General features: G+C 72.3%; 18 protein-coding genes. 7 read left to right on the forward strand and 11 right to left on the reverse strand.

What is annotated here, in order from left to right; genetic code table 11:
- Positions 1–216 precede the first annotated feature (216 nt).
- Entirely contained in the window at positions 217–1,626 is a 1,410-nt protein-coding gene (locus tag AB0C16_RS12415) for an MFS transporter (RefSeq protein ID WP_357681799.1), read from the reverse strand.
- Positions 1,627–1,706: 80 nt separating this feature from the next.
- Between AB0C16_RS12415 and AB0C16_RS12420 the strand changes: the two genes are divergently transcribed.
- Entirely contained in the window at positions 1,707–2,129 is a 423-nt protein-coding gene (locus AB0C16_RS12420) for a helix-turn-helix domain-containing protein (protein WP_357681801.1), read from the forward strand.
- Between the two features lie 4 nt (positions 2,130–2,133).
- Here the strand turns inward: AB0C16_RS12420 and AB0C16_RS12425 are convergent, their stop codons facing one another.
- Positions 2,134–3,027 carry a LysR family transcriptional regulator gene (locus tag AB0C16_RS12425; protein WP_357681803.1) on the reverse strand — a complete coding sequence of 298 codons (894 nt, stop codon included), beginning with the start codon at positions 3,025–3,027 and terminating at the stop codon, positions 2,134–2,136.
- A gap of 291 nt (positions 3,028–3,318) precedes the next feature.
- On the opposite strand from AB0C16_RS12425, the gene AB0C16_RS12430 reads away from it, so the two are divergent.
- A complete protein-coding gene (locus tag AB0C16_RS12430; protein ID WP_357681805.1) occupies positions 3,319–4,380 on the forward strand; it encodes an SDR family oxidoreductase in 1,062 nt (353 codons plus the stop codon).
- A 20-nt stretch (positions 4,381–4,400) separates the two neighbouring features.
- Here AB0C16_RS12430 and AB0C16_RS12435 read toward each other — a convergent pair whose 3' ends face one another.
- From AB0C16_RS12435 to AB0C16_RS12465, 7 genes are read right to left on the reverse strand one after another with little or no spacing between them, the layout of a single operon-like run.
- The gene (locus tag AB0C16_RS12435) at positions 4,401–5,816 is read right to left on the reverse strand and encodes a hypothetical protein (protein WP_357681807.1); all 1,416 of its coding nucleotides are present in this window, start codon (positions 5,814–5,816) and stop codon (positions 4,401–4,403) included.
- A gap of 45 nt (positions 5,817–5,861) precedes the next feature.
- The gene (locus tag AB0C16_RS12440) at positions 5,862–6,539 is read right to left on the reverse strand and encodes a polysaccharide deacetylase family protein (protein ID WP_357681809.1); all 678 of its coding nucleotides are present in this window, start codon (positions 6,537–6,539) and stop codon (positions 5,862–5,864) included.
- A gap of 40 nt (positions 6,540–6,579) precedes the next feature.
- Positions 6,580–7,806 carry an acyl-CoA reductase gene (locus tag AB0C16_RS12445; RefSeq protein WP_357681811.1) on the reverse strand — a complete coding sequence of 409 codons (1,227 nt, stop codon included), beginning with the start codon at positions 7,804–7,806 and terminating at the stop codon, positions 6,580–6,582.
- The gene (locus AB0C16_RS12450) at positions 7,803–8,825 is read right to left on the reverse strand and encodes an acyl-protein synthetase (RefSeq protein WP_357681813.1); all 1,023 of its coding nucleotides are present in this window, start codon (positions 8,823–8,825) and stop codon (positions 7,803–7,805) included. The genes AB0C16_RS12445 and AB0C16_RS12450 overlap by 4 nt, the downstream gene beginning before the upstream one ends.
- Positions 8,822–10,150: an AMP-binding protein gene (locus AB0C16_RS12455; protein WP_357681815.1), complete on the reverse strand. Its 1,329-nt coding sequence runs from the start codon at positions 10,148–10,150 to the stop codon at positions 8,822–8,824. Before AB0C16_RS12455 ends, AB0C16_RS12450 begins: the two co-directional genes overlap by 4 nt.
- Before the next feature lie 2 nt (positions 10,151–10,152).
- Positions 10,153–10,878 carry an SDR family oxidoreductase gene (locus AB0C16_RS12460; protein WP_357681816.1) on the reverse strand — a complete coding sequence of 242 codons (726 nt, stop codon included), beginning with the start codon at positions 10,876–10,878 and terminating at the stop codon, positions 10,153–10,155.
- A gap of 7 nt (positions 10,879–10,885) precedes the next feature.
- Entirely contained in the window at positions 10,886–11,131 is a 246-nt protein-coding gene (locus AB0C16_RS12465; protein WP_357681818.1) for an acyl carrier protein, read from the reverse strand.
- A gap of 162 nt (positions 11,132–11,293) precedes the next feature.
- Here AB0C16_RS12465 and AB0C16_RS12470 point away from each other — a divergent pair, with 162 nt between their 5' ends.
- From AB0C16_RS12470 to AB0C16_RS12480, 3 genes are read left to right on the forward strand one after another with little or no spacing between them, the layout of a single operon-like run.
- Positions 11,294–12,127, forward strand: coding sequence for a hypothetical protein (locus AB0C16_RS12470; RefSeq protein ID WP_357681820.1), 834 nt, complete (start codon positions 11,294–11,296; stop codon positions 12,125–12,127).
- Positions 12,124–13,716, forward strand: coding sequence for a hypothetical protein (locus AB0C16_RS12475; protein ID WP_357681822.1), 1,593 nt, complete (start codon positions 12,124–12,126; stop codon positions 13,714–13,716). Before AB0C16_RS12470 ends, AB0C16_RS12475 begins: the two co-directional genes overlap by 4 nt.
- Positions 13,717–13,731: 15 nt before the next feature.
- Entirely contained in the window at positions 13,732–15,591 is a 1,860-nt protein-coding gene (locus tag AB0C16_RS12480) for a glycosyltransferase family 2 protein (protein WP_357681824.1), read from the forward strand.
- Positions 15,592–15,629: 38 nt separating this feature from the next.
- Here the strand turns inward: AB0C16_RS12480 and AB0C16_RS12485 are convergent, their stop codons facing one another.
- Both AB0C16_RS12485 and pseB read right to left on the reverse strand, forming a co-directional pair.
- Positions 15,630–16,754 (reverse strand): aminotransferase class I/II-fold pyridoxal phosphate-dependent enzyme, encoded by a 1,125-nt coding sequence (locus tag AB0C16_RS12485; RefSeq protein WP_357681826.1) that lies wholly within the window; start codon positions 16,752–16,754, stop codon positions 15,630–15,632.
- Entirely contained in the window at positions 16,754–17,737 is a 984-nt protein-coding gene (pseB, locus tag AB0C16_RS12490) for a UDP-N-acetylglucosamine 4,6-dehydratase (inverting) (RefSeq protein WP_357681828.1), read from the reverse strand. The genes AB0C16_RS12485 and pseB overlap by 1 nt, the downstream gene beginning before the upstream one ends.
- Before the next feature lie 76 nt (positions 17,738–17,813).
- Here pseB and AB0C16_RS12495 point away from each other — a divergent pair, with 76 nt between their 5' ends.
- Together AB0C16_RS12495 and AB0C16_RS12500 are read left to right on the forward strand one after the other, a co-directional pair.
- Entirely contained in the window at positions 17,814–18,569 is a 756-nt protein-coding gene (locus tag AB0C16_RS12495; protein WP_357681830.1) for a glycosyltransferase family protein, read from the forward strand.
- Positions 18,566–19,795 carry a glycosyltransferase gene (locus tag AB0C16_RS12500; RefSeq protein WP_357681832.1) on the forward strand — a complete coding sequence of 410 codons (1,230 nt, stop codon included), beginning with the start codon at positions 18,566–18,568 and terminating at the stop codon, positions 19,793–19,795. Before AB0C16_RS12495 ends, AB0C16_RS12500 begins: the two co-directional genes overlap by 4 nt.
- The last annotated feature ends 85 nt before the right edge of the window (positions 19,796–19,880 follow it).

The raw sequence follows: 19,880 nt of genomic DNA on the forward strand, positions 1-19,880 counted from the left end.
CTACTCACAAGACGGAATCGGGCTGGGGGGTGTGACAACGATGAGGCGTCGGTGACGGTGATTCACGCCACTCCATCGGGTCCGTTGTCGGGGGGCCTGACGTGACCACGCCCGCCCCTACGCGGTCGCCCGGGTCACGACCAGCGACGCGAGGCATGGGTGGCGTGCCCTTGGCGTGCCGTAAAGGATGGGGCTCTTCCAGCGGAGACGCACGCGTCAGGCGGAGGTGGTGACGGGCTCGCGGACCTCGGAGGCGGTGCGGCGCGGGAGGAGAACCAGGGCGGCCACCAGCCCGAGGGCGGACAGCGCGGTGGCGATCAGGAACGCCACCCGGTAGCCGGACACCAGCGATTCGGCGGCGGTCGCGTCGCCGGTGACGGCGCTGGCGATCGAGACCAGGGCCGCGATCCCCATCGCGATGCCGACCTGCTGGGTCACGTTGAACAGCCCGGACACCATCCCCGATTCGGACGGCGCGGCGTCGGAGGTGGCGGCGACCGTGGCGGCGACGACGAGCAGGCCGAACCCGAGCCCGGTGAGCAGTTCGGACGGCAGCAGCACGGTCAGGAAGTCGCTGCCCACGTCGATCCGCAGGTAGAGGGCGGCGCCCGCGGTGATGAACGCCATGCCGGTCGCGGCGGTGGCGCGCAGCCCGTATCTGGCGAGGGCCCGGCCGCCGAGCGTGGACGCGGTGACGGCGATCGTCACGGAGATGGCCACCACCGACAGGCCCGACTGGGTGGCGCTGTAACCGAGGACGAGCTGGGTGTAGAGCGTCAGGATGAAGAACACCGGCTGCATGGCCGAGGCGACGAGGAACATCAGCACGTTCCCCGCCCGGAGCAGCGGCCTGCGGAAGACGCCGAGCGGCATCAGGGGGTTGGCCGAGCGCCGCTCGATGAGCAGGAAGGCGGCGATCAGGGCGAGGGCCAGCGCGCCGACGCCGAGCGTGCGGGCGGAGGCCCAGCCGGCCTCGGAGGCGTCGACCAGCGCGTACATCAGCAGGGCCAGCCCGGCGGTCGACGTGACGGCGCCCGCCACGTCGAACCCACGCCTGGCCTCGGTGCTCCTCGCGGCCGGGAGCAGGACGAACGCCAGCAGGCTGACGACGACGCCGACGGGCACGTTCACGAAGAACACCGAGCGCCAGCCGAACCAGTCGGTCAGCAGGCCGCCCAGCACGACGCCCGCCGAGGCGCCGATCCCGCCGACCGCGCCCCACAGCCCGAGCGCCTTGGTCAGTGCCGGGTCGTCCTTGAAGACGGTCATGACCAGCGACAACGCGGCGGGCGCGATCATCGCTCCGCCGAGGCCCTGCAGCGCGCGCACGGCCACCAGCAGCTCGCCGGAGGAGGCCAGGCTGCCGGCGAGGGAGGCGGCGGCGAACAGCGCCATCCCGGCGACGAAGATCCGGCGCCGGCCCAGGTGGTCGGCCAGCCGCCCGCCGAGCAGCAGCACCCCGCCGAACACCAGTGAGTACGCCGACGTCATCCACGACAGGTCCTGCTGGGTCAGGTTCAGCTCCCTGCCCATGGGAGGCATCGCGATGGCCACGATCGTCAGGTCCAGGATCAGGACGAACTGGGTGGTGGTCAGCAGCGCGAGCGCGGCCCATTTGCTCTTCATGGCCCAACTTCCTTAGGAAACGATTTGTAACAGTGGTCATCATGTGTGACCATCGAGTCCTGACGGAAGAAGGCACTTTCATGTCCCAGAGGAACACCGCTGTACCCGAGCAGCTCAGGACACTGGACGACGCTCAGGCTCTGCTGGAGCAGGGCGTGTGCCCGATCCCGCCGCGCGACATCCTCGACCGGATCGGCGGTAAGTGGCCGATCCAGATCGTGGTGGCGGCGTCCAACGGGCCGATCAGGTTCACCGAGCTGGAGCGGCTGATCGACGGCATCAGCCGGCGCATGCTCACGCTGACCCTGCGCAACCTGGAGCGTGACGGCCTGCTGGAGCGCACGGTCTACCCGACGGTGCCGCCCCGGGTCGAATACCAGGCCACCCCCATGGCTCTGGAGCTGTACGAGGCGATGCTGACCCTCACCAACTGGTCACGCAGGCACAGCGCGTGCGTCGCCGCCTCCCGCGAGGCCTACGACGCCCGCCACGCCGCCACTTAGTGCTCTACGGTCGGCTCAGTCTCTCGCTCGTGGTGTCGAGGAGGAGGTTGAGGAAGGCGCCGCCGAGGACGTCGGGGGCGGCGCGGGTGTAGGCGGTGAGGTCGCGGGTTATCCGGGGGGCCGGCTTGAGGGTGTAGCCCTCGTACCCTCTCGGCACGATGTTCGACGGGATCAGCGCGGGCCCGAGGCCGGCGGCGGCCAGGATCGGCGCGGACGCCGTCTGCTCGGTGCGGACGGCGATCTTCGGCTGGAATCCGGCGGCCGCGCAGGCGCGGTTGAGGACCTCCGCCAGGCCGTTGTCGGGCGCGTAGTGGACCCAGCGGTGGTCGCGCAGCGTGGCCAGGCCGGCCTCGGTCGCTCGCCGGGTGGCCAGGGGGTCGTCCTGCGAGACCGCGATGACGAACTCCTCGACGCCCAGGGTGTGCACCGGCCCCGCCCAGGCCGGCGGGCGGGGGCCGATGGCGAGGTCGGCCTGGCCGCTCGCCATCGCCTGGGCGAGCTCGTCGGAATGCCGGTGCTCGAACAGCCGCACGTCCACGTCGGGATGGCGTCGGCTCCAGACCCGCAGCGCCTCGGGCAGCACGCCGAGGCTGACGGAGTAGACGGTCGCCAGCCGCAGCTCGCCGGCGGTGAGCCCGATGGCCTGGCGCACCGCGGCCAGCGCCCCGGCCGTGTCGGCCAGCGCGGCGCGGGCGTGGGGAAGCATGGCGCGTCCGGCCGGCGTGAGGTTGACGCCGCGCGGTGACCTTTCGAGCAGGACGGCGCCGACCGCCCGCTCCAGCGCCTGCACCTGGTGGGACAGGGCCGGCTGCGTGACGTGCAGCATCTCGGCGGCGCGGGTGAAGGAGCCCTCCTCGACGACTGCGACGAGGTATTCGAGCTGCCGCAGGCTGAGCATGCACAAAATCTATCAGCAGCATGAAATCTATGAGTTGGACTTATCCCGGACCCTGACGCCAGACTGACTAAACAGGTGAAAGCGCTGACATCTGCCGGAAACGGTGAAAAAAGGCGAGAAACAGTGACATTTCTGGATGATCTGCCCCGCTCGGCGGCCTGCCGCCCGCGTTCGTGGTGACCGCCGTAGTACGACCCACTGACGCCGCCGGACGCAAGGTCGCCCCTCAGTGGCGGCGTCGGCATCCATCGCACCAATCCATCGCACCAATGCGTCGAAACAGGAGAACCGATGAGCACCATCCAGCAGAAGGTCGCCCTGGTCGTCGGCGCCCAGGGCGTGATCGGCCGCAACCTGGTCGAGCACCTCGACGCTCTCGGCGACTGGGAGGTGATCGGGCTCTCGCGCCGCGGCGGCGAGGCCACTGAGCGGGTGCGCCACGTGTCCGTCGACCTCCTCGACCGTGATGATTGCGCCAAGAGGCTCGGTGAGCTCACCGAGGTGACCCACATCTTCTACGCCGCCTACCAGGACCGCCCGACCTGGGCCGAGCTCGTGCCGCCCAACCTGGCCATGCTGGTCAACGTGGTCGACGCGATCGAGCCGGTGGCGCCCGGCCTGACCCACGTCAGCCTCATGCAGGGCTACAAGGTGTACGGCGCGCACTTGGGTCCCTTCAAGACGCCGGCCCGCGAGTCCGACCCCCACCACATGCCGCCGGAGTTCAACGTCGACCAGCAGGCGTTCCTGGAACGGCGGCAGCAGGGCGCGGCCTGGACGTGGAGTGCGCTCCGCCCCTCGGTGGTGTGCGGCTTCGCCCTGGGCAACCCGATGAACCTGGCCATGGTGATCGCCGTCTACGGGGCCATCTCCAAGGAGCTCGGCCTGCCCATGCGCTTCCCCGGCAAGCCGGGCGCCTACGACAAGCTGCTGGAGATGACCGACGCGGGCCTGCTGGCCAAGGCGACCGTCTGGGCGGCGACGGATCCGCGCTGCGCCAACCAGGCGTTCAACATCAACAACGGCGACCTCTTCCGCTGGAACGAGATGTGGCCGAAGATCGCCCGCTTCTTCGACCTGGAGGTGGCCACCCCGCTGCCCATGTCGCTCAGCGTCGTCATGGCCGACAAGGAGCCGCTCTGGCGTGAGATGACTGAGAAGTACGGGCTCGAGTCGCACTCCTACGAGGAGGTGTCGTCGTGGGCCTTCGGCGACGCCGTCTTCTCCTGGGATTACGACTTCATGGCGGACGGCTCCAAGGCGCGCCGCTTCGGGTTCCACGAGTTCGTCGACACCGAGCGGATGTTCCTCGACATCCTCGCCGACCTCCGCACGCGCAGGATCATCCCCTGAGCCGCGAGCGTCCGGGCCGCTCAGGCGTCCCCGGGTGGCCGCTTGCGGCGGACCAGGCGCCAGGCGGCGGCAACCAGCAGCGGCAGGAGCAGCATGCCGATGTAGATGGGCGTGGCCATGTAGCGGAAGTCCTGGGCCGAGATGTTGGCCAGGATCGCCAACTGCTGCCCGGCCACCACCGCGGCCACGGCCGGCACGTGGCGGTTGCGCAGCGCCCACGCCGCCAGCGCGACGGCCGCGTACGACAGGTAGGACCAAAGCGCGCCCCGCCAGATCAGCCAGTCGTAGGCCGCGCTGCCGACCAGCCAGGCGTCGGCCATCCGGTGCAGGTCGGGCGACTTCGGCCGGAGCGAGAAGACCCACCGCTCGGGGTAGTCCGGCACCTTGCCCGGGCCGACGTACGTCTCAGCGGTGGGGCGGCGCGAGAAGTAGTAGGTCTCCCCGCCGACGGCCCACTCGTCCTGCACCGGCCGCCAGGCGATCTGCCCCCTGCAGAGCCTGGCCTCCACGACCAGGCCGGGCTGTTCCAGGAGCAGCCGTTTCCACAGGCCCAGCAGCTCGCTCGCGTGCTTGTCGGCCTGCTGCCAGCTGAAGTCGCGCCGCCAGATCAGCGTGTTGATCGTGTGGCAGGTGCCGCCCTCACGCCACCTGGACAGGGGCGCGACGGCGGTCATGAGCGTCTGGTCCTGGTCGGTGAACAGCTCGGGATGGTCGCGGTAGAGGACGGCGACGTCGCCGAAGGCCGTGTGGTAGACGTACGTGCTCGACGGGGCGGCGATGCCGGCGTGCGGCAGGACCACGTTGCTCAGCAGCAGGGGCACGGCCGCGGCCACGGCACCGGTGAGCGCGAGCCGTGACCTCCCGGTCCTGACCACCACGACCAGCACGACGACGGCGACCGCCACGACGAGGAAACCGTTGGCCCTGAACAGCCCCAGAGCGGTCATCAGCCCGCCGAGCGCGGCCAGCCTCGGGCCGGTGAGCGTGCGGTTCGCCGCCAGGCCCGCGCACACCGCGGCGATCGCGACGGCGCACAGCGTGAACGGCACGTCCTTCCACAGCGCCACCGCGAACGCGCCGACCGGCGGCAGGAACGGCAGCAGGATCGCGACCGCCGTCGTGGACCTGCGCGGCGCGCCGAGCGCCTTGAGCGCGCCCGCGAGATAGGTGAGCACCGCGGCCATGGCCGTCGTCTGGAGCAGCGTGACCAGGCCGAGGTCGCCGGTCGTGCGCATGCTGAGCCACAGCAGCCCGTCGTAGGCCACCGAATGGTCGCTCACCCACGGGCCGGCCATCGTGTGGCTGAGGTAGAGCACCGAGTCGCGGCTGAACAGACCCGGATAGAAGGCCGCCCACCAGCAGGCGAGCACGGCCTGGATGGCGAGAAAGGTGGCGATCGGCACCCAGCGCGGACGTTTCGCGGTCTCGGTCTGCATGGTTCCATTCCCCGGCCCGCCGGGTCCCCCCGGACGCAGCGCGCTCTAGGGGTAGCCGACTCCGGGCTCCAGCCCCTTGCCACCTGCTAACGCGGGCACCGTGACCAGGTGGTAGCCGCGCTTCTTCAGCTCCTTGACGATCGCGGGCATGGCCTGGACGGTCTGCGGAACCGTGTCGTGCATGAGGATCACGCCGTCGCGCCTGGCCAGCCGGAGCACCGCGGCCTTGATCTTCTTGGCGTCACGGAGGCTCCAGTCGAGCGTCGTGCCCGTCCACAGCACCTGCGCGAGGCCCTGCTCGCCCGCGATGCCCAGCACACGGTCGTCCGTGTGCCCGTACGGCGGGCGGAACATCCGCACCCGCCTGCCCGTCTTGTCCTCGATGATGGCCGAGGCGACCTGGATCTGGTCGGTGATCTCGTAGTCGAGCAGCGGAGGCAGCGACTGGTGGGAGTAGGTGTGGTTGCCGATCGCGTGCCCCTCGCGGACGACTCGCCTGGCGACCGACGGCGACTCCTCGACATGCTTGCCCGTGACGAAGAAGGTGGCCTTGACCTTCTCCTTCTTCAGCAGGTCGAGCAGGGTGCCGGTGTGCTTGCCCGGGCCGTCGTCGAAGGTCAGCGCCAGGCATTTGACCTTCGAGCAGTCGATCTTCGCCTGGACGTCGGCGGCGGGAACGACGCCCGCTGCCAGTGACAGTGCCAGTAAGCCGTGAACCACCACGTGTGACACCTTAAGCCCAAATCCGGACGCACGTGCCGGGTCATCCGGTGACGGTGACCAGGCGGGTGAACTCGGCCGGCAGGTCGACGCCGTCCCAGACGCGGTGGAAGCTGAGCGCCCCGCCGATGGGCACCATGCGGTCGACGCCCCGCCCGGCCAGCGACTCGGCCAGCTCCTCCAGCTCGGCCCGCGCGAAGCCGAAATGTGTCAGCGTCTGGTCCTTGCGCTTCACCAGCCCGGCCAGCTCGGCCAGGGCGTCGAGCCGGGTGTGCGCGAACGTGCCCGCGCCCAGCCAGCACCGGGGAGCCGCCTCCGGCCTGCTCAGCACCACACTGGCCAGGGTGTTGCCGTGGAAGCCGATCGAGTCGGCGGCGCCGTCGGCGGCCAGGCCGTAGGTGGCGACCCGCTTCTCGACCGCCATCGCGGTGTCGACGGTCCAGCCCCGTCGCGCCACCGCCCGGGCCAGGCAGGCGGTGAACTCTGTCCGGGCCGCCTCGCACTCGGCGGGCGAACCCACCCAGAACACTGTGCGCGGCGACGAGCAGGCGGCCTGGTCGAACCAGTAGGAGTCGACGGCGAATGCGTCGGCCACCGCGTCACGCGTGGCCGGCGGCGCCTCCAGCCACGCCGCCGCCCGGACGACCGCGAACGACGACCGGTCGGGGAAGGTGAGGTCGCGCGCGTGCGGGGCGAGCGGATGCCGGCGGATCTCCGCCACCGTACGGTCGCCACCCCAGATCACCCGCAGGTCGCAGGCCGCCGAGAGCGCCGCGGTGACCGTGTCGGAACGGTCGTAGGAGACGATGCGCTGCGTCGCGGCCACCACCGGGTCGGCGTCGGCGAGCGACTCCTGGAGTGTCCGCACGATCGTCGCGGCCACGGCGCCGGCCCGCGGCGAGAGCCGGACGACGTTGCGGTTGCCCATCAGCGCGGACAGCGCCCAGGAGTAGACGAAGACGGTGTCGACGTTCGCGGGCGGGATGTGCAGGACCAGGCCGCGCGGCACCCGCAGATGCTCGCCGCGCAGCCCGTCGAGGGTGCGCTTCAGCTCGCCGGGCCGCAGGAAGAAGCCGAGCGAGGCCAGCTCGGGATGGCGCCTCGCCAGCGCGGGGGCCAGCAGCCGCCGCCCGAACGCCGCCAGGAAGTCGCGCACCCGCTCGTCCCCGGCCCGCAGCGCACCGGCGGACAGCTCACCGAGCAGCGCCTCGACCGTCACGGCCCTGGCCGAGGGGAACAACACGTCGAGCGGCGCCCCGGCGGACGTCATGCGGCCGCCGTGTCGCTGCAGCCACGGACCTCGGCTCGTGGCAGGCGCCCGAGGATGGAGAAGCGCTTGCCCGGCCAGGCGCCGTCGTCGACCCCGTGGACGACCCCGAGGTCCTCGGTCAGCAGGACGTGCCCCGGATAGGAGGTGGGCAACGTGCTCACCACCTCGATCAGCCCGGGGACGCCCGGCGGGGCCTCTTCCCAGGTCTCCGGGTCGCGGACCAGCACATTGGCGAAGTCGGGGCAGTAGAGCCCGCCACCGTCCGGCCCCTCCAGGAACACGGTGCCGATCTGCTCGACCATCCCGTAGAAGTCGTGGATGCGGGTCAGCCCGCACTCGCGGCCCAGCGTGCTCCGGAACACGGCGGCGTCCACGGCCCGCTCGGTCAGCCTCTTCCAGCCGCCGGAGTGGATCAGGACGCCCCGGGACAGATCGAGGCCCAGCTCGCGCAGGTGGAGCCAGACCATGAAGGTGAACCCGAAGATCAGGTAGGGCTCGTCACCGTGGCGCGCCAGGAAGTTTCGCACCGCCGCCGAGTCGGGCTCGCCGCCCTCGTCGAGCACGAACGTGTAGTGCCTGCCGAGGTTCATCATGCCGAGCACCCCCGCCCCCCGGGCGCTGAGCGCCGGGCCGCGCATCGCCGAGCGGCTGTCGACGATCAGCATGGGCAGCCGCCGCTCGCCGAGCACGGCCTTGAGCGTCGCGGCCAGCATGCGTGGCTGGGCCGCCGCCGCCTCGCGGTCGAGATGGATCCGGCTGGGCGACTGCCCGGTGGTGCCGCTGGAGGTCAGCACCCGGAACACCTGCTCCTCCGGCACGCTGCGCAGCTCGTGGGTCTTGAACAGCCGCACCGGCAGCCACGGCAGGTCGGCCACCCTCGAGTAGGGGGGCGCCGACCCGATCGCGTCCAGGATCCTCGCGTAGGGCGGGCAGGCGCGGCGGTGCCGTGCGGTCAGCACGGCCAGCCGGGGCAGCAACACCGCCTCCCGCTCGGCCTCGGTCAGGGTGAAGACCGTCACGCGCGGGCCTCCAGCGCGCGGTAGTCGACCTTGCCCGTGGCCAGCAGCGGCAGCCGGTCGACGGCGCGCACGTCGAAGCCGCTCCAGTGCAGCCGCAGCTCCATGCCCAGCCGCCGGGCGAGCCGGCCGCACCCGTCGCGGTCGAGCCCCTCGGCCCAGACCGTGACCCGGTCGTCGCCGCTGGTCACCGCGATCGGACCGCAGTCGCGCAGCAGCCGCTCGACGTCGTCGAGGTTGACCCGGACACCGAAGATCTTGGCGATGCGCCTGGCCCGGCCGGTGAGGAAGAGGAAACCCTCGTCGTCGAGGTGGCCCAGGTCGCCGGTGCGGAGCACGCCGCCCAGGTCGTCGCCCCTGGCCAGGTCGGCTGACGTCTCGGCGTAGCCCATCATCACGTTGGGGCCGTGGTAGACGATCTCGCCGTCGTCGACGGCCAGCCGCCCGCCCGGCAGGACCTGGCCCGCCGAGCCCGGCTTGTCGGGCAGCCGCTCGGGGGGCAGGACCGCGATGCGGGCGGTGGCCTCGGTCTGGCCGTACATCACGAAGAAGCGCTCGGAGACGGCGGCGAACCGGGTCACGAGCTCGGGCCGAAGCCGCCCGCCCGCCTGGGTGAGCGTGGTGAGGCTGGGGTGCTCGGCCGCGTCGAACCGGAGCCTGCGCAGCATTTCGTACTGATAGGGGACGCCCGCGAGCGAGGTGCAGCGGTGGGCGTCGAGGTGGGTCCAGAACGAGCGCTCCAGCAGGCCCGCATCGGTGAGCACCACGGTCGCGCCCGCGACGAGGTGGCTGTTGAGCACCGACAGCCCGTAGCTGTAGTGGAGAGGGAGGCTGGTCGGCGCGACCTCGTCGGGGCCGATGGACAGAGCGGCGGCGATGGCGCGGGCGTTGGCCAGCACGGCCGCCCGCGACAGCCGGACGAGCCTCGGATTGCCGGTCGAGCCCGAGGTGGCGAGCAGCACGGCCAGGTCGGGATGCGGCTCGTCGTCCGGGCGGCGGCCACGGGGCGAGCCTTCGACCGCGTGCGCGAAACCGGTCAGCCCGGCGGGCCGGAACCGCGCGATGAGCTCGGTCAGCGCGCCGGCCGAGAGGTCGGGGTCGAGCAGCGCGACCGGCCGGCCGGCGCGCCACGCGGCGAGGTAGCGCACCACGGACGCCAGGTCGTTGCGCATCCCGCAGAACAGCGGGCCGGGTGGCAGCCGGGTCAGGACCTGGGCGGTGCGCTCGATCCGCGCGGCCACCTCGTCGCCGGAGAGCGCGTCGGGCTCCCCGGCGACGACGAGCCGTGCGTGGGGATGCGGGAAGTGGGGATGCGGGAAATCGTCCATCCTCAGAGCACCAGCCCGCCGTCCACGCCGATGACCTGGCCGGTGATGAAGCCCGCGTGACCGGACAGCAGGAAGGCCACGGCGGTGGCCACGTCGTCGGAGTTGCCCAGGCGGCCGAGCGGGGTCGCGGCGACCGTCGCGGCGCGGGCCCGGTCGTCGAGGGTGGCCAGCATGCCGGTGTCGATGTAGCCGGGAGCCACCGCGTTGACCCGGATGCCGGCCGGGCCCAGCTCTCTGGCGGCGGCCATGGTCAGCCCGAGCAGGGAGGCCTTCGTCGCGGAGTAGACCGCCTGGCCGGGCGCCCCCCGGTGGCCCATGACCGACGAGACCAGGACCACGGCCGGGCTCATGCCCCGGCGCAGCAGCCGGACCGCCGCCTGCAGCGTGTGGGCGGCGCCCATCGCGTTGGTCTCGAACAGCCTGATCACCGCGGCGCTGGACATCATCCCCAGCAGGCCGGCCTCGTGCACTCCGGCGTTGATCACCAGCGCGTCGAGCCGCTCGTGCCGCCTGCGGACCTCGCGCATCATCGCGGACACCGCGTCGGGGTCGGCCACGTCGCCGTGGACGGAACCGGCCCGCCCGCCGGTCTCGGCCGCGGTCTCGGCCGCGGCCTTCGCCGCGCGCTCCTGGTCGCGCCCGTGGACGACGACCTCGTGCCCGGTTTTGGCGAGTCTCACCGCGATGGCCCGCCCGATGCCCGAGGTCGAACCGGTGACCAGGGCCACGCGCGGGTCAGATCGCGGCGCCGACACCATGCTTCTCCAGCAGCCGGGCCGCGTGCGCGAACGAACTCATGTCGATCATCTCGTCAGTGTCGATCATGACGGCGAACTCGTCCTCCATCGCGGCGACCAGCGCCATGTGCGCGAGCGAGTCCCACTGCGGGATCGCCCGGTATTCGAGGCCGTCGACATCGGTGCCGTCCGGAAGGCTCAGCGAGGCACGGAAGACGTCGCGCAGCCGGTCGAGATGACCCATGATGACTCACTCTCTGTGGTCGTACCGAGACGTAGTGTAGCCCCGATCGTGCGCGGCTCAAACCAGCGACGGTCGCGAGTAATGGAACCGTATAAACGCCTGTGGTGCGGCTCTTGGGCTGGGAATGTCGGACGCGGCACGCCGGTCACCACGGGGGGAATGATGGACAAGTCCAATCACTGGTACGGGCATTCCCGAATACTCGGCAGATATTGCGGGCTGGCTGACGACACGCCCAAGCGAATACAGGGTTTCCTGCAGCACGGCTGGAACTATCTCCACGGATTCCCGCCCGACGACCACTGGTGCAGCCCCGGATATCCCAGATTCGTCTGGTCCGACGTGCTCAGACGCCGTGGATGGTCGATGGGGCGCAGGGGTCACTACGTCATCGGATCCCCCTGGATCTACCTTCTCGCGCTGGAGCCCGATCTCGGCGTAGTGCCAGACCGGAAAGGGACGATCTGGTATCCGTTCCACGGCTGGGAAAAAAGTTCGGTCCGTGGTGACCACGCGCGCCTCGCCGCCCAGATTCGTGAGGTGGAGACCGGCCCGGTGACAATCTGCCTTTACTGGCTCGAATTCGCCAATCCGGCCATCAGGCAGGCGTACGAGTCGGCGGGTTTCCGGGTCATCTGCCACGGCGAGCGCGGGTCGCGCTGGGACCGCAGGGGACGCGGCTTCCTGCGCAGGCAGTTGACCGAGCTGCGACGGCACCGCCGGGTGGCCTCCAACCGGCTCGGCAGCGCGCTGTTCTACGGCGCCTCAGTCGGGTGCGACGTGGCCGTCTACGGCGACCCGATGCAGTACGAGGACGAACGGCCCGAGTACGGCGGCACGGCCAGGCGGCTGCGCCTGTGGCCCGAGCTGCACGGAGAGCACGTCGACCGCGCCCTGGCCACCGAGACCGCGCGGCGCGAGCTGGGATTCGACCACCAGGCGACACCGGAGGAGCTACGACGCATGTTCGGCTGGAAGCGGGTGCGGCCCGCATGAACGAGGCACCCCAGAACGTCCGGTTGATCGGTGGCGAGATGCTGCTGTGGTCCGACGCGGACGACGCCATCGACTGGCGGGGATCGGGGCTGGAGCTGGTCAGGCGGCTGCTCCCGGCCGAGGGCGCCGAGGGCAGGGTGCTGCTGGCGGGCCCGCATCCGCAGGTGCTGGTCGACGCGGTGGCCGCCCGCGCGTCGTCGGCCGCCGTGCTGGTGCGCTCCTATCCCGACGCGTGCGCGATCGGCGAGCGCCACCCCTCCCTGACCGTCCACTGCGGCAGGCTGCGGGCGCTCACCGGCGAGGAGCCGTACGACCTGGTCCTGGCGCTCGACGGCCTGCGGCGCACCTGTTCGGCGGAGGAGCCCCCGCCGTCCTGGCAGGCGTCGCTCGACGCGCTGACCGCACTCGTCGCCCCGGGCGGCCGGCTGGTCCTGGCGGTCGCCAACGACCTCGGGATCGACCGGTTCGTCGAGGCCCGGCCCCCCGACCGGGAGGGCGGCGACGGCCAGTGGGAGCCGCACGGCTTCGACCCGAGCCACCCGAGCGGCGCCGGCCGCCTCGACCGGGCGCTGGAGTCGGCCGGGCTGGCGGTCGACCGGTGCTACGCCGCCTATCCGGGACACCGGACCCCGCGCGCGCTGCTCGGGCGCGAGCTGCTGGCCCAGGACCTGCCGGAGGCGCTGACGGTTCCGCTCGGCGCGCGCGGCGGTGACACGATGCGCGTCGCCGATCCGCTGCGGCTGTCCCGGCTGGCCTTCAGGCACGGGCTCGGCGAGCAGCTCGCCCCGCTCTGGCTGGCGGTCGCCACCCGGCCGGGCGACGCCGGCGACGTCGAGCTGCCGCCCGGTCTCATCGAGGTGGGCCGGGCCGTGCACGAGGTCACACGGGCCGCCATCAGGAGGCTGCCCGGCGGCGCGGGGCGGCCCATCCCGCGCGGCCGGGTCGTGGAGGAGATGCTGGTCGAGGCATGCGCCCGCGAGGACGTACGGGCCGTGCGCGAGCTGCTCGCCAAGCTGGCCGACTGGGTCACGGACGGCGGCGACGCCACGGCCGACAACCTCGTCTGGGACGGCGAGCACTTCGCCGCCGTCATCCCGATGCCCGTCCCGGCCACCGCGCCGGTCGCCCGGATCGTGCTCTGCCGGATCCTGTGGAGGTTCGCGGTCCGGCTGCTGGCGGCCGGCCACCACCACCCGTGGCCCTGGCCGCTGGCGGCCGACCAGCTGACCCTGACGCTGTGCGGCATGGCCGGCAAGCCGTGCGACCAGGCCGACCTCGACCAGGCCAGGAAGCTCGACGCGGAGCTGGGGCAGCCGGCCGAGGTGCCCGACGCGCCGCCCACCTACCGCGACCTGCTCGGCGCCCGCGACCGGCTGGCCGACCAGCTGACCGCCGCGCTGGCCAGGGTCGCGCGCCTGGAGACCAAGCTCACCTATCGCGAGCGGGAGCTGGTGCGCGCCCGGGCCAAGGTGCGCAGGAGCCAGCGGAAGGTGGCCGCCTACCGCAGGACGCTCGGATACCGCCTCTCCCGCCGCCTCGTCCATCCGCGGAAGGTGGCCCGCAAGGTCATGCGCATGCTGTCTCGCTGAGGAAAGAAGGCTCTCATGCCGGTTCTTTCGGTGATCGTCCCGTTTCACAACGTCGAGAAGTACGTCGGGGCCTGCCTCGACTCGATCACGGCGCAACAGCTCCAGGACCTGGAGGTGATCTGCGTCGACGACGGCGGCCTCGACGGTGGCGCGGCGGTGGTCGAGGCCAAGATGGCGGCCGACGCGCGGGTGCGGCTGATCCGGCAGGCCAACCACGGCGCCGGGCACGCCCGCAACACCGGCGTGCGGCACGCGACCGGCCGCTACCTCGCCTTCGTCGACGGCGACGACACGGTGCCGCCCGCCGCGTTCCAGCGGCTGGTGTCCTCGCTCGAGTCCACGGGCTCCGATCTGGCCTGCGGAAACGTCATGCGGTTGCACCGCAACCTGCTCGTGCCGTCCTGGGCGCACCGCAAGGCGTTCGCCGAGCCGCTGAAACGCACCCACATCACCCGCCACCCGCTGCTGATCCGCGACCGCATGGTGTGGAACAAGGTCTACCGGCGTTCCTTCTGGGACGCCCTCGGCCTGTGCTTCCCCGAGCGCAGGTACGAGGACCAGCCCGTCTCCATCGCCGCCCACGTGGGAGCCGCCGCCGTCGACGTGCTCAAGTGCGTCGTCTACCACTGGCGGCAGCGCGACGAGGAGGGCGCCTCGATCACCCAGCGCCGCCTGGAGCCCGGCAACCTGCGCGACCGTCTGCTGTCGGTGCTGCAGACGGCCGAACTGCTCGCCGGGTGGGCGCCCGAGCTGAAGCCGCCCTTCGACCGCGACACGCTGGTCATCGACCTGACCGTCGCGGTGGAGGCCGTGGCCGGCCTGGGCGCCGAGGCGGATCCCGGGCTCGTCGACCTCGCCGTCCGCTACCTCGACGGCGTCGCGCCGGAGGAGTGGCTGGACATCCCGTACGCGCACCGCCTCCTCGTCCACCTGCTGCACCGGCGGCGCCTGGACGACCTGGCCGACCTGTTCGCGCAGGAACGCGACGGGCGCCTGTGGCCGCGCCTCAGCCGCCCCGGGTTCGCGCGCAGACACTGGTACGGCCGGCATCCGGCGATGCCGGAGCACCTGTCGGAGGTCACGGACGAGCTGGAGCTGGTGACCCGGCTGACGACCCTGGAGTGGCGCGACGGCGTCCTGTACGGCCAGGGGGTGCTGTCCGCCGGCCGGTTCGACGGCAGGGAGCTGCGCCGGACCGGTGTTCGCGTGTGGCTGGAGGAGCGCGGCACCGCCGAGACCGTGCCGCTCCCCGGTCCGGGCGGCAGGCGGGGCGTCACGTGGGAGAGAGGCGGTTTCCCCTTCGGGTTCGCGTTCGACCCGGCCGCGCTGACGCCGGCGCAGCTGGCCCGCAGGGGGCAGTGGGACCTGCGGGCCGAGTTGCGGGCCACCGGGCTGCGGCTGGCCGGGAGGGTCGTCACGCCCCACGGGCTGCCGCTCGCGCCTCCGGCTCCGGCGCGCCGGGGCAACACCTGGCTGGTGCCGGTGCGCAACCGCAGGGGGGTGTGGGGGCTGCGGCTGTGCCGGGCCGAGGCGGTCATCGGCGAGTGCCGTGTCGACGGCGACGACCTGCTCCTGTCGGGGGAGCTGGCCGACCTCGGCGACGGGGAGCCGGTGCTCAGGCTGGTACGCAGGAGCGACGGCGAGGAGATGTACTTCTCGCTGGCCATGAACGGGCATCGCTTCCAGGCCCGGGTTCCGCTGCGCGACGTCGACGAGTCCGTCGGCCAGGAGTCGAGGTGGGAGGTCGTCATCGACCAGGGCCGGGAGATCCGGCCCCTGGTGCGCACCCGGGAACGGCCCGTGGCGACCGTGGCCGACCGGCGCTTCGAGGTCGACCGGGGCGGCGACGGCTGCCTGGTGCTGGCCGAACGCTGACCGGCCGTACCGACGCGGATGGGCGGTCGGCGGCCGCGCTAGCGCAGGATGGTGGCCAGGTGGTCGGCGACCCGGTCCTGCTGGGCGTCGGTGAGGTCGGGGAAGAGCGGCAGCGAGAGCTGTTCGGCGTAGTAGGCCTCGGCCCGCGGGCAGAGCCCGCGGCGGTATCCGAGGTCCTCGAACACCGGATGCCAGTAGGCGGGCACGTAGTTGACCTGCACCCCGATGCCGGCCGCGCGCATCCGCTGGTAGACCTCGCGCCGACGGCCGTCGCCGATCCTGACCGGGTAGAGGTGCCAGCTGGGCGCGGTGTAGGGCCGCCACGCCGGCAGCGTGAGGCCGGGCAGGCCGTCGAGGAGCGCGTGGTAGCGGGCGACCAACTCGGCCCGCCGGGCCCGGAAGGCCCCGAGCCGCCGCAACTGGCTGAGGCCGAGCGCGCAGAGCACGTCGGGCAGCCGGTAGTTGAGCCCGAACTCGTGGACCTCCTGGTGCCAGCCGCCATGGCCGGGGTCGCGCTGCTCGGCCGGGTCCCTGATCAGGCCGTGGTTTCGGAAGCGGGCGGCCCGCGCGAACCGCTCCGGGTCGGCCACCGCGACCGCGCCGCCCTCGGCGGTGGTCACCGTCTTGGTCGGGAAGAAGGAGAACGTGGTGAGGTCGGCCAGCAGCCCCACCGGCCGGTCCTTGTACGTCGAGCCGAGGGAGTGCGCCGCGTCGCCGATCAGCGACGCGCCGGCCTGATCGGCGACCTGGCGCAGCTCGTCGTAGTCGGCCGGATGGCCCGCGTAGTCGACCGCGGTGATCGCGCGGGTGCGTCCGGTCACCGCCGCCTCGGCGGCGCCGGGATCGAGGTTGCCCGTGTCGGGCTGCACGTCGGCGAAGACCACGCGCGCCCCGCGCAGAGCGGCAGTGGCGGCGGTCGCCACGAACGTCAACGGCGAGGTGATCACCTCGTCGCCCGGCCCGATGCCGGCGGCCGCGTAGGCGACGTGCAGCGCGGCGGTGCCGGACGTGACGGCCAGGCACGGCACGCCACCCGTCCAGCGGGCCAGCTCGGCCTCGAACCGGTCGACCGCGGGGCCCGTGGTCAGCCAGTCGCCGCGCAGCACCTCGGCCACCGCGTCGATGTCGTCCTGGATGATCGAGTGGCGTCCGTAGGGCAGCATCAGACGCCGGCCGCCACGATGCCGCGCAGGTCGTCGACCGACAGCCAACGGTCGTTGGTGTCGGAGCGGTAGCAGAATCCCTCCGGCAGGAGCTCGGCGTCCTGCGGCGGCGAATAGCCCCAGGTGGCGATCGTCGGCTGGACGATGTAGCGGTCGGCCAGCCGAAGGGCCCGGCGGCCGTCGTCGGGGCCGATCATCTCCTCGTGCAGTTTCTCGCCCGGCCTGATGCCGATCTCGTAGATCGGGCTCCGCGGCGCCACCGCCTCGGCCAGGTCCGTGATCCGCATGCTGGGGATGCGCGGCACGTACAGCTCGCCGCCCCGCATCAGCTCGAAGGACTCGACGACGAACCGCACGGCCTGGTCGAGTGTGATCCAGAACCTGGTCATCCGCTTGTCGGTGATCGGCAGGCTGCCGCCCTCCTCGGCCAGCCGCTGGAAGAACGGCACCACCGAGCCCCGGCTGCCCACCACGTTGCCGTAGCGCACCACGGCGAAGCGGGTGACGTGGCCGGCGGCGTAGTGGTTGGCCGAGACGAACAGCTTGTCGGCGACCAGCTTCGTGGCGCCGTACAGGTTGATCGGGCTGGAGGCCTTGTCGGTGGAGAGGGCGACGACCTTGCGCACCCCGCTGTCGATGGCGGCCTCGACCACGTTCTGTGACCCCGAGACGTTGGTGCGGACGTACTCGAACGGGTTGTATTCGGCCGTGTCGACCTGCTTGAGCGCGGCGGCGTGGACCACGTGGTCGACGCCGTGCATGGCCCGGGCCAGCCGGTCGCGGTCTCTGACGTCGCCGATGAACCAGCGCAGCCGCCGGTCGTCGCCGAACAGCTGGCGGGCCTCCCACTGCTTCAGCTCGTCGCGTGAGAACACCACCAGCCGGCGCAGGTCGAGGGAGTTGAGCGCGTGCCGGATGAACGCCTTGCCGAAGGACCCCGTGCCTCCGGTGATCAGAACCGACGATCCACTGAGAATGCTCACGTGACCCCCTGAATCGCGTTTACGCACTGTAGTCGTCCGAGCTGGCCGGTAGCATAGCGCGATCGACTGGCGACGCATGGTCATAGTGGGGATTGGGGCTTCGGTGCGGATTGTCGGAATCATTCAGGCGCGTATGGGATCCACGCGCCTGCCGGGCAAGGTCCTGCGCGATCTCCACGGCCGCTCGGTGCTGAGCTGGGTGGTGCGAGCCGTACGCCAGGCGGGCGCCGTCGACGACCTCGTGGTGGCGACCACGAACGAGCCCGCCGACGACGCGGTGGTGGCCGAGTGCCGCACCCTCGGCGTCCGGTGGCACCGGGGCCCGGTCGACGACGTGCTCACCAGGTTCGTCCAGGCGCTGGCCGCCCGTCCGGGCGACGCGGTGATGAGGATCACGGCCGACTGCCCGCTGCTCGACCCCGAGGTGATCCGCGAGGCCGCGCTGGTCTACCGGGCGGTCCCCGGCCTCGACTACGTGAGCACCGGCCTGGCCCGCACACTGCCGCGCGGCCTCGACGTCGAGATCGTCGGCGTGCCCGCGCTGCGCCGGGCCGACCGGGAGGCCACCGGCCACCACCGCGTCCACGTCACCTCCTACGTCTACTCGCATCCGGGCGGCTCGCGGCTGCTCGGCCTCGCCCACAGCCCCGCGGCGCCCGATCTGCGGGTCACGCTCGACACCGAGGACGACTGGCGGCTCATCTCCCACGTCGTCGCCGAGTTCGGTGACCGGTGCGTGCCCTTCGCGGTGCTGGTCGGCTTCCTGCGGGCCAGGCCGGACGTCCGCCTGCTCAACGCGCACGTCGAGCAGAAAGCGTTGCAGGAGGCATGACGGGCGCGATCGGCATCCGCTGCGACGCGGGTGTCCGGAGCGGGCTCGGCCACCTGGTGCGCTGTGTCGCGCTGGCCGAGGAGCTGTGCGCCCGGGGCATGGAGGTGCGCTTCCTGGGCAACCTGGCCGGCTCCCCATGGGCGCGGACCCAACTGCTCGAACGCGGGCTCCCGCTGCTCCCGGCTCCCGCCCGGCCCGACCGGCTGGCCGGGCTGGTGCGCGACCTGGGGCTCGGCGCGGTCGTGCTCGACTCCTACGAGCTGCCTCCCGGCACGGGCGCGGCGATCAGGGCTACGGGCGCGGCGGTGCTCGCCATCATCGACGGCGACCACCTCGGCCAGGAGGCCGATCTCTACCTCGACCAGAATCTCGGCGCCGAGCTGCGCCCCTTCCCGATGTTCGCCGAGCGGCTCGCGGGCGCTCGCTACGTGCTGCTGCGCGACAGCGTCCGCGACCTCCGCGACCTCCGCGGGCCCGCCGGGTACGGGGCCGCCGCGGGCAGGGCCGCCGGGTACGGGGCCGCCGCGGGCAGGGCCGCTGGAGACGGGGCCGCCGGGTACGGGGCCGCCGCGGGCAGGGCCGCTGGGGACGGGGCTGCTGGGGACGGGGCCGCTGGGGACGGGGCCGCCGGGTACGGGGCCGCCGCGGGCAGGGCCGCTGGGGACGGGGCCGCCGCGGACAGGGGCGCCGGAGGCAAGGGCGCTGGTGACGGACCGGCGGGTGACAGGGGCGCCGGCGACAGGGGGAGCGTGCCTCGTGTGCTCTGCTGCTTCGGCGGCACCGACAGCGCGGGCGTGGCGCCGGCCTGGACCCGGGCGCTGCTCGACACCGGGCTCCCGTTCCGGGCCACGGTGGTCACCCCCAGGAAGTTCCGCGCCGACGGGCCCGTCACGGTCATCCCGCCCACCGACCGGCTGCCCCAGCTGATGGCCGAGGCCGACCTGGTGGTCTCCGCGGCGGGCTCGACCGTCTGGGAGCTGCTCTACCTGGGGGTGCCGACGGCGCTGACCTGGGTGGCGGCCAACCAGCTGGTCGGCTACGAGCCGCTGGTGCGCGACGGCATCGCCGCCGGGCTCGGCCCCAGGGCCGACGCCGCGGCCATCGAGGCGCTCGCCCGCCTGCTCGCCGACGCCGGGCTGCGCGAGAAGTACGGCAGGCGGGGCAGCGGCCTGATCGACGGCAGGGGCAGGGAACGCGTCGCCGACGCCCTCCTCACGCTCCGCTGAGAGCGGACGCCGGGGCCAGATGCCCCTTACACGCTCCGCTGAGAGCGGACGCCGGGGGCGGACGCCCTCCGCTGAGAGCGGACAC

It is taken from the genome of Nonomuraea sp. NPDC048916 (assembly GCF_040649575.1).
Classification (GTDB): domain Bacteria; phylum Actinomycetota; class Actinomycetes; order Streptosporangiales; family Streptosporangiaceae; genus Nonomuraea.

What these genes read in the sequence shown, in the direction of transcription:
- AB0C16_RS12415 (WP_357681799.1), bottom strand. Translation starts at nt 1,626, where the DNA reads ATGAAGAGCAAATGGGCCGCGCTCGCGCTGCTGACCACCACCCAGTTC.
- AB0C16_RS12420 (WP_357681801.1), top strand. Translation starts at nt 1,707, where the DNA reads ATGTCCCAGAGGAACACCGCTGTACCCGAGCAGCTCAGGACACTGGAC.
- AB0C16_RS12425 (WP_357681803.1), bottom strand. Translation starts at nt 3,027, where the DNA reads ATGCTCAGCCTGCGGCAGCTCGAATACCTCGTCGCAGTCGTCGAGGAG.
- AB0C16_RS12430 (WP_357681805.1), top strand. Translation starts at nt 3,319, where the DNA reads ATGAGCACCATCCAGCAGAAGGTCGCCCTGGTCGTCGGCGCCCAGGGC.
- AB0C16_RS12435 (WP_357681807.1), bottom strand. Translation starts at nt 5,816, where the DNA reads ATGCAGACCGAGACCGCGAAACGTCCGCGCTGGGTGCCGATCGCCACC.
- AB0C16_RS12445 (WP_357681811.1), bottom strand. Translation starts at nt 7,806, where the DNA reads ATGACGTCCGCCGGGGCGCCGCTCGACGTGTTGTTCCCCTCGGCCAGG.
- AB0C16_RS12455 (WP_357681815.1), bottom strand. Translation starts at nt 10,150, where the DNA reads ATGGACGATTTCCCGCATCCCCACTTCCCGCATCCCCACGCACGGCTC.
- AB0C16_RS12465 (WP_357681818.1), bottom strand. Translation starts at nt 11,131, where the DNA reads ATGGGTCATCTCGACCGGCTGCGCGACGTCTTCCGTGCCTCGCTGAGC.
- AB0C16_RS12470 (WP_357681820.1), top strand. Translation starts at nt 11,294, where the DNA reads ATGGACAAGTCCAATCACTGGTACGGGCATTCCCGAATACTCGGCAGA.
- AB0C16_RS12475 (WP_357681822.1), top strand. Translation starts at nt 12,124, where the DNA reads ATGAACGAGGCACCCCAGAACGTCCGGTTGATCGGTGGCGAGATGCTG.
- AB0C16_RS12480 (WP_357681824.1), top strand. Translation starts at nt 13,732, where the DNA reads ATGCCGGTTCTTTCGGTGATCGTCCCGTTTCACAACGTCGAGAAGTAC.
- AB0C16_RS12485 (WP_357681826.1), bottom strand. Translation starts at nt 16,754, where the DNA reads ATGCTGCCCTACGGACGCCACTCGATCATCCAGGACGACATCGACGCG.
- AB0C16_RS12495 (WP_357681830.1), top strand. Translation starts at nt 17,814, where the DNA reads ATGGTCATAGTGGGGATTGGGGCTTCGGTGCGGATTGTCGGAATCATT.
- AB0C16_RS12500 (WP_357681832.1), top strand. Translation starts at nt 18,566, where the DNA reads ATGACGGGCGCGATCGGCATCCGCTGCGACGCGGGTGTCCGGAGCGGG.